The sequence below is a fragment of the Sinorhizobium sp. 6-70 genome, from assembly GCF_030124375.1.
Classification (GTDB): Bacteria; Pseudomonadota; Alphaproteobacteria; order Rhizobiales; family Rhizobiaceae; genus Sinorhizobium.
Window position 1 is genome coordinate 110,015 of sequence record NZ_JASKLS010000019.1, and the last position, 12,296, is coordinate 122,310.

The following is a 12,296-nucleotide window of genomic DNA, read 5'->3' on the forward strand; positions in this document are numbered from 1 at the left end:
CCAAAAGCTACCGTTCCGCTTAGGCGGCCAAGCCGGTGAGAACGGGGTGGAGAGTACGAAGCAAAGCGATCAGGATCCGCTCTGCTTCTTCCTTCCCGGACTTGAGGACGTTCCGCTCTACGACCGCTCCGTGCACGGCCTTGTTGCGTACCTGGTAATTCCGCTTCACGTACTGATACCAATCACTTCTCTCCAGATCGCTTGCAGCCAAAAGGTGGCTCGCGCGTCTAGAAAGGGTTTCGCGCAATCTGGTTTCCGGTGCACATAAGATCGCATCAATGCCGGACCACAGCAGCATGATACGAAGATCCGCATCAAGCAGACCCTGTGAATTTCCGAAGGCGCGCATACCCACGCTAAACTTGGAGTCCGTAACAAGCGCGTCAAACAACGCCTTATGTTCTTTTGCCCAAGTGAGTTTTTCGCTGCCTGCGCGCTGGACTTGATTTACCGGCAGGCACAGTTGGCGGTTAGCCAAGCTGTACGCAGGGGTAGGCTGAACCGACACCGCATAGAGGGGCCACACAGGGGCAGACACCGCAAGGGACAATAGATGGAAGGTCCATAATGCATTCCAAGCACGTTGAGCCAACTCGATGGCCTCGCCCTCAATTCGGATTGCGAAGTGCTGCATAGCCTGTCCGTCGAGGACTGCTACATAAGCCGATAAGTGGTCCGTAGCATCAGCGATCTCGGCCTTCGATCGCGGTTCCGGCGGTTCGACTAGGGTCAATCCAGAGGCAATTTCATAGGGTTCAGGAATGATGAGTCCGTGGCCCACCAATAATATTGCTTCGGTGTCCCGACCGACACTAATTCCGACCATGGATGTCCTCCGATATGAACTCTGATTTAGTTCCATTCGCCGAACGGAAACATAGCGGGATTACTAGACCCTACTTGGCAGGCCTTTCTTGTCCAACGTTGCATTCAAGGCTCGCTCCAGGACACTGCCCGGTCGCACCGGCACAAGCGTAGAGTTGACCCCTACCACCGTCGCTTCCGTGGCGATAAATTCCCAGGTTGGAGATGGACTGGCGGTGCCGCCCCAATAACGCTGTGCCACCTCGTCGTCCGACAAGTGGGGTTCAATATCCTTGCGCATCTGCGCAGACTTGGCGTACCGCTTTACTAAGACGCCGATCCAATAGATGTCTCGCCTCTCAACATCACCTTGAGGCTCAACGGTGTGAACGTATCCCTCTTCGTAGTCGACGCCGACCGAACTAAAGTCGAGATCCTCCTTCATGTACACGCAATCAGATCGAGGGGGCGATGCCGCGGGCCGGTTTCGTGCAAGTGCATCTTCGACCTCAGCATAGGCCGCCAAGGGAAGTACGCCATATCCTCTGAAGATATGCCCGACCGGGTGAACTTCTCTTGCAATCCGGTTGTACGTTTTCCCCATTCGCAGCTCCTAAAGTTGTCAGCCATCAGTTAACTGTAGCATGTGCCATAAAATTATGAAGGATTGTAATGTGAACATCGCGCGCCACCTTCACCTCAGGAGCGTTGGCCTGCATATTGAGGGAAGCGGGGGCTTCTGCAGCCCGAAAACCGAACGCGGAGACATTCGAATCGCATGCATGCGGCTTACGCCGCATCTGCTCAAGAACCTAACTGACTTGTGGCCCTTGTGGCGAGTAGTCCATGCTGCTCTGGGTGATGGTGGCCGCTTGGGCGCTTGGTCGACTGAGTGCCTGTAGTTGCAATAGGGTCGTAGGCGCCGATCGACATTGCGCCCCCATAGTGGTCATTGAGCATGCTGCAGCCGGAGCCAAAAGCAGTCGGTGGAGCAATCAGGGAAGCGACTCGTTTGCACCGCATGATGACTGTCGCGCGGAGCCTGCCGAGGTCGTCGCGGCCAAGCCCGCGCAAGCCGCCCTTGACGGCATTTTCCTGCACGACATTCCAGATCGTCCAGAATTAGTCGGCACGGTCGACATGACGGCGGGGAAAAGAAGGACGCCCCCGCACGTCCTCGGGACGAAGGAGGGGCTGGGGCCCGCTACCGGTAGGGCGGAGATCCGGTCATGGGTCGGCCCCCGTTGCCCGATTTTCACAGCGCGCCCCGGTGAGAGATTCGCTAGTTCGGCGGTGAGGCACTCTGGCGCTTGATCTGACCTACCGCCCCTTTCGCGGCAACACTGCCTGAGATATCAATGCCGCGGAACTGGGCGCGACTTACCTAATGAAGATAATCTTCAAGTACTTCTCTGAGAACGTCGTTGAGCACGTTTTCGTTCGTGATGACCATGTCGGTATTAAGTGCACCTTGCCACAAGACTACAACGATCCCTTTGAGCTGTTCCTCGGGGTAGATCTTGATCAAGGATCTGATTTGCTGGCGACGTACAGCGAAGTAGTCCAGGAAATCCCGTCGCTGTTGACCACCTGCTTCTCGAAATCGCCAGTCGTGCCCCCAATGTGGGCGCACTACGGAAACAACCATAAAGGATTCGTGATTGGGTTCGACGTTTCCGAACTGCAAGAGGTTTTTCAGGACCTCCTGATCCGCGACATTTCATACCGAGATCGACCGAGTGAGACGCTGATCTCGTTCGCGCAGATGGCCGCATACCGGAAGAAGCCCAGAGACGCTATGGCTCTGCGGGACGCCGTCCTCTACGAAGGATATTTCTCGAAGTATGTGGAATGGAGCTACGAGCAGGAAGTGCGAGCCGTTAACTTCGAGGGATATGTCGAGGACGTGAGCGGCAACAAAATCCTCTATATTCCTAAACGATGTGTCGCAGCGGTCATATCGGGAGCGAAGTCTTCCTCGCAGACGAAAGAGACTCTTCAGGAGGCTGCACAAGAACTGGATGCCAGCTTCTATATCGGTAAAATAGGTCGCAGCTACCCGACGCCTTACATGATCACGGACTCGTGTAGCGGCAGAGTGTTTGCGGGCGGGGAGATAGCCCCTCCGATCGCGGAATGCGCAGAATGCTCGGAGCCGCTGAGAGCCAACGGGAATCTGTGTCCTTGGTGTTCAATCGACGACGCGGATCGGATAGCCGCCGCCGCAAACAATCCTTTCAGGATACTTGCGCATCACGGACTGCTTGAGGAGTACCTCGAGAGGTACCCGGCGAGGCCAAAGAAGCCTTACAAATAGGCTGGTAATTGGCCGCAAGGAAGATAATCGTCGGCCCCTTGCGCCACTCCTATTTCGGCAAATACGGTGCCGTGCTGAAGACTACAGATTATTCTGTATGCGGGCCTTCAGAACGTCAGTGTTCTCTTGTCGTGTGTGTAGAAGTCCCCGACCGTGATCTCCGGGATATTCAGCTCCGGCGCGATCATCGAAGTGGCGATAATTATTTGGTTCTCCGATGCTGCGTTCCGAGAATACTCGAACAGGAGCTTCTGAAAATTCTGGCTTCGCAACGGCTCCATGCCCTTGTCTTCTACCGTGTCCATCAGAAGAAATCTGGGATGATTGAATGATGGGTCCTGCGCCGCTGCAAAACAGAATGCCGCCAGGAAGCTATTCTTGAGATAGACCATCGAGCTGGCAGAGAAAAAGCTGTCGCCGTTGACGGCTATCCGGTCACCATCGAAATCGAATGTGACGGTTTCCGCATTTTGGAACGTGCTCTGGCGGGCCAAGTCGCGCTTCAGAAATTCAACAACGAGATCCGCGATTGCAGTCTTCGCCGTTGCGACCTGGTTGGCATTCCTCAGTTTTTCTGAACCGATGATCGTTTTCAGGCTTTGGATTTCAGATCTGAGATTTTCCGCGGTCTTCGATAAGGCTGCTAGCTGTTCAATCACACCAGCTTTGCCTGCGAGATCTTCAATCTTCCTCATGAGGTAGCCTGCGGCCCGATTAAGTTCGCGAAGGCGCAAACGCAACTCGGTGGTCGGTGATCTTACTGCCACCTGATAATGACGAGAAGCTTGTTCCCATAGCGCTCTGGTGGTGGCTAGATCTTCGCGCAGCATCTCGATCTCGTCGACGCGTTCCGCTTGAAGTTCCAGCGATTCCTGACGTTGACGGGCGAATTCGTTGATCAGTTTGAGGGAGCGCGCTTTCGTCTCACGCGGGTCATAAGCCGTTTTGCAGAGGCCACATGCTCCCTCCATATCGTGCTTATCGATGGGGGCCAAACAAGCCGGGCAGTATTCATACTCCAGCGTCTTGAATTCATCGATTATCGTATCGGTTTGGTGGAGCTGCGTGAGCTTCTCGTCGAGTGCATTTATGAACTGCAGGGAATCTGCTCGCTCGAGCTCCAAGCTGTCGATGCGCTCTTGCGTCCGGGCAAGTTTGCCCTGGAGCAAGACGATGTTCTTATACGTCTCTTCCTGGTCATTCAGGCTCAGCCGATCATCAAACTGACTGTGGAAGATTTGCTCTTCCAGCGCCGCGATTTCGTTATTTGTCTCTTCAAGCTGCCGGTTGAAACTTGCCGTTTCGGTTTCGAACCACTCCGTTGTCAAGGGGTGGCCATCTCTGCCGTGAGACCTGATGATGACCTTGATTTGCGCTTCTGCAATATCAAGCTCCTTGCTCGCCTGGCTCAAGCGAATTTGGGCGTCATAGTATCGGGCGCTAAACGCGCCACAAAGCAGCTCGCCAACGGTTTGCCGAGTGATCGCGTCATCGAACCGCTGCGGTCTGAAAAGCTTCTCTACTGGACTTAATTGGTCGGCATACAGGAGGCGCAATACCTGATTGATGGTAATTTTTGTGTCGGTTTCCGCGTACTGAACTTCCGGTAAGCCCAGAAAACGGAAGATCACTTGGGAGAAGCTATCCTTTGCGCCTCGAGCATAGGGGTAGACTTGCCATTGCTCCTGGCCCGCTGCGGACGCTTCGTCGATCGTCCCGATGAATATGCGCATGGGACGACCGATTTGGTCACTGATGTCTCGAGCAAACGTCGCAGATTTTCCATTCAACGCGACTTGCAAGATTACAGTGTCGCAGCGCATCGCGCTTTCTCGCCAGTCGCTGAGATCCCCTCCCAACGCATAGAATATGAAGTCCATCAGCGTGGACTTTCCAGAGCTGTTTTCACCTCGAATGATGTTCAGTCCGGAATGAAAGCGCTCGTCATAGACCAGTTTGCCCTTGGCAGCGACCTGAAGACGCTCAACACGAATGTTCGGTTTAAACATCGTCATATCTGTATTCCTCAAGCTCACTTCTCGCCCGGAGGCCATTACGTCCATACGGGCTGTACGCCTTGAGCTCGCCTAAAAATTCAATCAGCTCGGCGTGCTGTTTGCGATGTTCCTCTACCGTCGCGGAAACACGCTCGGGCAGTTCCCTGTCGGTTCGGGAAATTGTCCCTTCCTTGAAAGCCTTAGGCTCGATGAAACCGTACGACTGTAGACTGCTTACCGCCGCACTCTGGGCTGCACGCATTCTGTTGAATAGGACTGCAGCCTTTGGCGTCACCTGATAGGTGTTGGGGATATACCGTCGCTTCAGGGTGTTGTGGAGCTTCACCAAGGGCTTCGGGCACTTGAACTCCGAGATCAGGACCGGAAAACACACGTAGAAATCAAGGATCCTAGCCGACTCATACGAGCAGGTGGCTGACTCTGGTGCAGGAAAGAGAACGAACATGCGAAACACCGCATGAAACGGATCGTTCGCCGGGAGGTAGGTGATGTTAATCACAGTGCCACCTGACGTAACATTTGTCTGCCAGCCAGTATATCATTCCCTTTATATGGGTCCTGTTCAGCGTCATGTGGTCTGAACCTTCGCCGATTTCGGCCATTATCTTGTCGACAATCTCGGCTTCGATCATCGCGTCGATTTCTTGTGTCGATAGCGATGAAGTCGATGGTATGATCTTCGTGTCGAACGTCTCGTGTATTGCCGCCATGATATAGGCGAAGAGCTGTTGCGCGCTGGAGAAGCGCTCAAACCTCATCAGAAGCTTTGCGAATAGTTCTTTCTTCTTCTTCGCATCATTGAACGCGGCGCCCCGCCCGCAAATCTCAAGCTTCTGCTTTAGCCCGACCACAGTCTCCCCATCTCGGTTATCGATGAAGAACTGCAAGTCATCCACGAACCCAACCATTGATTCGTCTTTGGAAATCTGGTCGGAGAGCAGTTTCAGGAGCCGATTTACTTGCGATGGTTTTGCGCCATCGATTTGATTGTAATTCGTGATCTTCGTGATGTTATTTCCAGCTTGGTCGCCGCCGACGTGCGACTTGCTGAGATCACTGGTACTGACTAGGCTCACGATTTATTGATATCCCGGCCCGCCTGATCGCCGCCAACCCGCGAATTCCGTTGATCGGAGTAACTCGCGTTGCTGCCTTGACGGAATTTCTGCACCGTTAGCGTTACGCCACTTCCCAAGAGGAAGCCAATCACGCCCGTGACCACTTCCAAGTATTTCGACAAGAGTTCCAAAATCCCTCCAATCCGTCGTCAATTCGCGCGATCGACCACCCGATTTTCGCAATCTGCCAAAATATTCTGCGTCGTCAATCGTAGATTGTTTGAGAAGGAAATTAGATCATAGAAAGAGAGGATATAGCTTCTGACGCCGCCATGCCATTAGCGTTTACTGCCGCACAGCTCGCAGAATACGCCGAAGTGCGCTGGCCGTGCGAACAACGTCGCCGGTGCGCATGATCGGGGCCCTGGGACGCTGACGAGCACAGAATCGGCATCCCCAGAAAGCACGGAAACAGCTTAACCCCGCGCCCGCGCGGGCCTGCTCGAACAGCGAGCGCAGATTCGAACCGTAGCTGCGGCTCTCCAAATCTAGCGTGAGTCCGCTTTTTGCGTTCGCTCTCCGGAAGCGGACCGTTCGTTCCCGGCCCCGAACGCGACGTCAGAGTCCGCTGGCTGATCATGAACTCGCCTGATCTCTGAACGAATTGAAAAAGAGATTGGTATTATGCACTCCGGAGTTGAGCACGCGGAATGCCGAATCTAACAAGCCCGAACAAACTGCCTGAGGTCAACGCACCGACAGAGAGATCAACGAACAATCACCGCCTACCACGAAGCCGGGCATGCCGTTATGGCTGTCGTGCGGGTTCCCATTCGAGTCGATGTCCATCAAGGCCGGTGGAGCATCAAAGGGCCGAGTTGTATGGCGAGTGCCTGACCCGCCGACCAACGATTCGCTCCGACGATCTGTTCTGTCCCTCGCTAGCGGGGTTGCCGCCGACTTCGTACACTGGAATCTGGCAGAAGATGCCGTGCCTGCGGAGATGGTCGAGGGCCACAACTGCGATCGGCGCCAAGCCAACAGTACCTGGCGCAGCTTGGCGAGTTGGGCATGTTTGATATCTATGTCTATCAGGCCCTGAAGCACATGCGCGTGGTTGAGATTTGGGGTTTGGTCCACTTTATCGCAGACCTTCTGCTAAAAGTCGAAGCCATCGACGGGGCTGAGGTGCTGAATCGCATGCTGCTGCAATGTCCGAAGATATCGGATCAGGAGATCGGCGGAGTGGGAAAGCTTTCGCAGTAAGCAAAGTTGGAATGTCACGCAGGACAACTTGGTTCGCGTCAATGCCGTCGACCCGCGAATTGCCACGAGTACTCTGAGACAGACGGCGTAATAGAAGGCAAATTGCGTGCTCGAAGGCCTGCCCGGCCGCGCCGTGCCAACGGCCGCTCCAGCATGGCTAAGCGGCGATGCCCAGGAGCGCGCCCTGATGAGTATCGCCGCATCGAAACCGCTGGATCAAGATCGAACATGGCCGCGGCCCAGGCCACCACCAAACGTGTGCCAGGTGGATTGAATAGGACGCATTGCCGAGAGGGCCTGGAAGCCGACGCCGTAGACTACGCACTCGTCCCGCGGTCTCGCGTGAGGGGGCGCCGAGAACCGGCAGCCGTCGGTGATGGTACGTCGTACTTCGACTGCCGAGTTCATCTGTCTCTTGTCCTCGCTCCGCCAACCGCGACAGCCTGAAGCGGGTCAGCTACTTGCGGGCGGTGCGCTCATTGACGCCCGAGGCCGGCTGCTTTGACAACAGCGAGGACAAAGCCATTCCGATCATTGTATAATCGCCTCGTCTACGTGGCCGGAAATGGCTATCCCGTGAGAGCAGTTCGCCGCTTAGCTGACCATAAGCCCGAAGTTGCTGCACCGGTTCAAGGAATCAGAAGGTGAGTTTGAAGCCGGCCGATATTGTAAACGCCTGGAGGTCCATGCCGGCTAAATTCTTGTAGACTCCTGTCGCGGTATCCTTCGACTTTTCCACTGTGAAGTCGCCTTTCTCACGGAAATACTTATCGAAATTGCCGGCCACGAAGAAGTTGACGCGGTCAGTCACTTGATAATTGGCCTTGGCGCCGAACGAGACGAAAGGCTCCGTGCCGAGCTCGCCTGTGCTATGCATTGTGCGAAGCCAGTGGTCGTCGATCCAACTTGCATCGATCCCGAGGCCTCCGCGCAGCAAACCGGAGAGAGTCCAATCGCCCAGTCTCGTGATTACTTCGGCGCCGAGGAAAACGCCCGGATAACGCTGTTCGTAGCTGATGATGCCTTTGCCTGGCTCGAAAATTTTCTGGGTGTCTCGGAAGGCCCTACCGCTATTGATAAACGTGCCGCCATAAGCGGTCCACTTCACGTCGGTGTACTTGAAGCCGCCATGCAGGTTGATGGTTGTGGCATCGTTGATCCCGAAGTCACGACCGGCTGCAACGTCGAGATTGACGTAGCGATCAAGCGTGGTGTCGGGGCTTATGTCTCGCGACGCCCAATCCCCCGGACCGAAACCCGGCGAAAAGCCATACCAATCATAATCCTCCATGTGGCTGTCGCCCGAGAACCCGATCACAGAGTTGGCTGCGATGGTCCAGCTGTTACCAAGCTCAGCCTTGACGCCGGTCGTCAGTACTGGCGCATCGCTTTCCCAGATCAGTTTGCTGACACGATTGCCCGCGAAGTCGTAGACAAACTCGTTGGCCCTGAGCTGAGTGTAGCCGACACTACCAACAAGTACGAAGCTGCTGTCGGGCGCAGCATAGATCTCTTCGTCGGCCGCAATGGCTGCTGTCGAAGTAGCGCAGAAAGTGCCGAAAACAAAAACTGGGAATGATGGCGTGAAGCGACGCATTACGCCGGCCGTGCCCGCTGCAGCCTCCGCTGAACTTTTTGATTGGCTAAGCGACGTCGCTGCAGCATTGCGTTGCGAGCTGCCGGCCAGCTGAAGCAATTCATCATATGGATGGCGCTGCATAGCATCGCACAGTAATGAGTTTGCAAAGTTCGACGCATTCCGTCCGTGATCTTCTTGCCGATGAATCCTGATGTGAAGTGTCATTCGACCCCTTTCCTGAAGGTCGGCCAGATAGGCCGTTAGTGAGCGAGCTCTGCCCTAAGCCACCGACACGGTACAGGTTCTCGCCTTTCCTGAGTCCCTCACGCCGGCACAGCTAGCGAGGGGGTTACATCCGCTAACGCGGTCGTCGCGGCGACCACCGCAAGCTGGCGAGCTGATCGTGGGACCATTCCTCCTCCCGAAGGCAGCGCGTTTGCGGATAGGCAAGCAGCGTGCCGAATGGAAAAATTGTTGCAGAGCAATTGGATGGCGTTCACGGCACCTTGTGCTGTGTCTGACATTTGTCGAAGTTCTAACAACGCGTGTAACCGGCAGAGCGTGCACTTTGTCGTCTCCCGTCCATCGCCGTCGGCGACAGCATAGGCTCCTGAGCAAGATGACGAAGTGAAGTATGACGCATCGCGCACCTCCCCCGTCTTCCTCAAAGGCATTGTAGTGTTCGACGTTAGCCTACGGCTCCGCCGGGCATCGCGAAGAAATGGTTCCCTTCGTCGCCGAGAAGCTCCGTATACCGGCCGCGACCGCTCTGGCGAATTCTACGGATCAGACGATGACCGATCATGCCCGCGAACTCGCCGCAGCGTTCGAGCGTCGCGAGCCCCGACTGGATATCCTTCATGATCGAGGCGGCCGTCAGTGCTACGTGGGGAACGGACAAGCTCATCGGCAGCGTTGACGCGCTTCGCCAGCAAGGGTGCTACGCCGCCCTTTTTACAGTCCTGGCCTTGCTGGAGTCCGCGGATCGGAGCCGAGCAAATCAATACTCGTGCTGGTCTGGTCGATGAGGGGCTCGGCATGGCAAGCGGCGAAACATCCACAGGCTTGCCGGATCACTATCGGAAGGGCAGGCCATTGAACCGCGCCCCAGTGAACGGAAGAAGGAGCGTCAGCGGATGCAATGGGCCGCAGGGGTATTGTTTTTGCGAAATCCTGCGCCAGCCACAACGGCATGGTTCCTATTCGCTCGGTGCCTGATACCATGGGCGGCTTCATGCTGAAGCCGTGTATGACAATCTCGACACGTCTTTTCAGACCGTGCTTGAGCAAACACCATTCCTTGCTCGCCTCCGGCTATTCCCGAACTTGACCGCAACGTGCCCATCGACATGTACCTCTCGAAAGTAAATGCCCCCGCTCAATCCAGTTGCGTGGTCGTGCTCGAAGCGAACATTCGGAATCGGCGTCATACACCCCGAGGATCGCCGCTCCCGTGTCGAGTGCGATGCGTTCCAGCACTTGGCATAGGGGTGTCAGCGGATTGCCCCTGCCCCCCTGAACCAGACGGCGCAATCGAAGAAGAATTTCCCGCGCGAAGGCCTATCCGGACGCGCCGCCGAGGAGCTTTCGACCGCGCGCCGTCAACGGGCGCTCCAGCATCGCGTAAGCGACGATACCCAGAAGCGTGCCCGACAGTATCGCCGCGCCCATCGAAACCGCCGGATCGAGGTCGAACATGGCTGCGGCCTTCGCCACCACCGAGATCGCGAACGTATGCCAGACATAGATCGAGTAGGACGCATTGCCGAGAAGGCCCGGGAGCCGCAGGTCAGGCACTCGTCCCCCGACCTCGAGCGACAGTGCGCCAAGCAGCAGCAGCACCGCCAGGGGGCCGATCGTCCATTCGTTGAACGGCAGATAAAGCAGGTTCACAAGAGCAAAACCGCCGAATGCAAAGGCAGTCAGCGATAGCCCGGCTACCACGGGAGGCATCCTACCCTTCAGCCAGAGCTCGCCTATCATCATGCCGGCCACGAACTCGAGAATGACGGCCCGCGTATAGGTCAACACCACCGCGTTTTCGAAGCGGACTTCAAGACCCGCGACCACCAGCAGCAGGAACAGGCCGGCGATAGCCGGCAGGCGCCAGTATCGAGGCAGTAGCAAGGCAACCGCGAACACGACGTAGAAAAACATTTCGAAATTCAACGTCCAGCCCTGCACGAGAGCGGGCCAGATTTCTCCGTTGCTGGGGGATCGCGCCGGAATGAAAAACAGCGAGGCGAGGACATGATCCAAAGTGAGGACCATGTTGGGAAAAATACCCGCTAGCGCCCCGGCGACCATGACAGCCGTCGCAAACCAGTAGATCGGCACGATGCGGCGGGTGCGATCGGCAATGAATTTCGCGGGACTCACCGGCCGCCTCTCGCTGATGACCCACATGATGAAGCCGCTGATGACGAAGAAGACATCGACGCCTGCCGCGCCGATCGCGAAATGATGACCCGTCCTCGCGGCAGCATGAAAAACCACGACAGCGAGCGCGGCAGCGGCCCGGAGATACTGGATCGCCCGGATTGTTCCCATCGATCCCCCTAAAGAGCTGTTCTCTTCAATGCATAAGTTGTTTTCGTGAATGCACGTTTTGCGTTGGCGAGCATTAAAAGTGCAATCTCGCCGGTGAAAGGCCACCTTCGACACTCATTGGATCGGCACATTTTGCATCCGAAAGGATGTAAGTTTCGTCCCAGTAGGCAAAGGCGATGCGACTATCGCGGACAGCAAAAGCGCCACATCCTCGCCGGCCCGATGGATCGCGCCATTCGAGGACTACGCTAGCACCTATTTCGTATATCACCGCTGGAATGCAGGTCATTCCCGCCACCGCGAAATCCTGCTCAAACATTTTTTGGATTGCGGAGCGACCTTCGACACAATGCTGCCTTGCCGGAAGGTGCACGGCGTCTTCACGATACAGCTCCGCAACGGCGACCGCGTCACACCTATTGAAGCGTCTAACCCACTCTTCGATCACCTCCCGCGGCTTCATCAGGATCTTCCTTCCGTCGGCTAGTATCATCCGAGCACGCATGAACTACGGCTCCTTGACAGTGATAGGAAGAGTCCCAACGCCGTCGCCAGTTCTTCAAGGACGATGGTCCCGCACGCCCTTGCAAGACACCTTGGCAGGAGCGTCGTAGACACCAAGGATCGCCTCGCCGGCATCAATGGCGATGCGTTCGAGCACCTCACACAAGGCCGTCATTTCTCCTCCGTCATCTGGTCGAGAT

General features: G+C 56.0%; 11 protein-coding genes and 1 pseudogene. 2 read left to right on the forward strand and 10 right to left on the reverse strand.

Features of this window, described 5'->3' with window-relative positions; all coding sequences use genetic code 11:
• Positions 1 to 19 precede the first annotated feature (19 nt).
• Positions 20 to 826, reverse strand: coding sequence for a HEPN domain-containing protein (locus tag QN222_RS27285; RefSeq protein WP_283962931.1), 807 nt, complete (start codon positions 824 to 826; stop codon positions 20 to 22).
• A gap of 63 nt (positions 827 to 889) precedes the next feature.
• Positions 890 to 1,408: a hypothetical protein gene (locus QN222_RS27290; protein ID WP_283962930.1), complete on the reverse strand. Its 519-nt coding sequence runs from the start codon at positions 1,406 to 1,408 to the stop codon at positions 890 to 892.
• Between the two features lie 783 nt (positions 1,409 to 2,191).
• On the opposite strand from QN222_RS27290, the gene QN222_RS27295 reads away from it, so the two are divergent.
• Positions 2,192 to 3,121: a DUF2971 domain-containing protein gene (locus tag QN222_RS27295; protein WP_283962929.1), complete on the forward strand. Its 930-nt coding sequence runs from the start codon at positions 2,192 to 2,194 to the stop codon at positions 3,119 to 3,121.
• Between the two features lie 107 nt (positions 3,122 to 3,228).
• Here the strand turns inward: QN222_RS27295 and QN222_RS27300 are convergent, their stop codons facing one another.
• From QN222_RS27300 to QN222_RS27310, 3 genes are read right to left on the reverse strand one after another with little or no spacing between them, the layout of a single operon-like run.
• A complete protein-coding gene (locus QN222_RS27300; RefSeq protein WP_283962928.1) occupies positions 3,229 to 5,136 on the reverse strand; it encodes an AAA family ATPase in 1,908 nt (635 codons plus the stop codon).
• Complete coding sequence (locus QN222_RS27305) at positions 5,123 to 5,638, reverse strand: ABC-three component system middle component 5 (protein ID WP_283962927.1); 516 nt, start codon at positions 5,636 to 5,638, stop codon at positions 5,123 to 5,125. Before QN222_RS27305 ends, QN222_RS27300 begins: the two co-directional genes overlap by 14 nt.
• Positions 5,631 to 6,215: an ABC-three component system protein gene (locus tag QN222_RS27310; RefSeq protein ID WP_284005676.1), complete on the reverse strand. Its 585-nt coding sequence runs from the start codon at positions 6,213 to 6,215 to the stop codon at positions 5,631 to 5,633. Before QN222_RS27310 ends, QN222_RS27305 begins: the two co-directional genes overlap by 8 nt.
• Before the next feature lie 1,053 nt (positions 6,216 to 7,268).
• Here QN222_RS27310 and QN222_RS27315 point away from each other — a divergent pair.
• The gene (locus QN222_RS27315; protein WP_283965893.1) at positions 7,269 to 7,463 is read left to right on the forward strand and encodes a hypothetical protein; all 195 of its coding nucleotides are present in this window, start codon (positions 7,269 to 7,271) and stop codon (positions 7,461 to 7,463) included.
• Between the two features lie 637 nt (positions 7,464 to 8,100).
• Here the strand turns inward: QN222_RS27315 and QN222_RS27320 are convergent.
• From QN222_RS27320 to QN222_RS27340, 5 genes and pseudogenes are all read right to left on the reverse strand, one after another.
• The gene (locus QN222_RS27320) at positions 8,101 to 9,267 is read right to left on the reverse strand and encodes an omptin family outer membrane protease (protein WP_283965894.1); all 1,167 of its coding nucleotides are present in this window, start codon (positions 9,265 to 9,267) and stop codon (positions 8,101 to 8,103) included.
• A gap of 463 nt (positions 9,268 to 9,730) precedes the next feature.
• Positions 9,731 to 9,949 (reverse strand): hypothetical protein, encoded by a 219-nt coding sequence (locus tag QN222_RS27325; RefSeq protein ID WP_283965895.1) that lies wholly within the window; start codon positions 9,947 to 9,949, stop codon positions 9,731 to 9,733.
• Between the two features lie 93 nt (positions 9,950 to 10,042).
• Positions 10,043 to 10,411 (reverse strand): annotated as a pseudogene (locus tag QN222_RS27330) (LysR family transcriptional regulator); the annotation flags it as partial.
• Between the two features lie 191 nt (positions 10,412 to 10,602).
• The gene (locus QN222_RS27335; protein WP_283965896.1) at positions 10,603 to 11,592 is read right to left on the reverse strand and encodes an acyltransferase; all 990 of its coding nucleotides are present in this window, start codon (positions 11,590 to 11,592) and stop codon (positions 10,603 to 10,605) included.
• 73 nt (positions 11,593 to 11,665) lie between these two features.
• Positions 11,666 to 12,055, reverse strand: coding sequence for a nuclear transport factor 2 family protein (locus QN222_RS27340; RefSeq protein WP_283965897.1), 390 nt, complete (start codon positions 12,053 to 12,055; stop codon positions 11,666 to 11,668).
• Between the last annotated feature and the right edge of the window lie 241 nt (positions 12,056 to 12,296).

Excerpts from the sequence above, each read along its gene's own strand:
- QN222_RS27325 (WP_283965895.1), bottom strand. The coding sequence starts at position 9,949 with ATGAGCTTGTCCGTTCCCCACGTAGCACTGACGGCCGCCTCGATCATG.
- QN222_RS27315 (WP_283965893.1), top strand. The coding sequence starts at position 7,269 with ATGTTTGATATCTATGTCTATCAGGCCCTGAAGCACATGCGCGTGGTT.
- QN222_RS27340 (WP_283965897.1), bottom strand. The coding sequence starts at position 12,055 with ATGAAGCCGCGGGAGGTGATCGAAGAGTGGGTTAGACGCTTCAATAGG.
- QN222_RS27295 (WP_283962929.1), top strand. The coding sequence starts at position 2,192 with ATGAAGATAATCTTCAAGTACTTCTCTGAGAACGTCGTTGAGCACGTT.
- QN222_RS27285 (WP_283962931.1), bottom strand. The coding sequence starts at position 826 with ATGGTCGGAATTAGTGTCGGTCGGGACACCGAAGCAATATTATTGGTG.
- QN222_RS27320 (WP_283965894.1), bottom strand. The coding sequence starts at position 9,267 with ATGACACTTCACATCAGGATTCATCGGCAAGAAGATCACGGACGGAAT.
- QN222_RS27335 (WP_283965896.1), bottom strand. The coding sequence starts at position 11,592 with ATGGGAACAATCCGGGCGATCCAGTATCTCCGGGCCGCTGCCGCGCTC.
- QN222_RS27300 (WP_283962928.1), bottom strand. The coding sequence starts at position 5,136 with ATGACGATGTTTAAACCGAACATTCGTGTTGAGCGTCTTCAGGTCGCT.
- QN222_RS27290 (WP_283962930.1), bottom strand. The coding sequence starts at position 1,408 with ATGGGGAAAACGTACAACCGGATTGCAAGAGAAGTTCACCCGGTCGGG.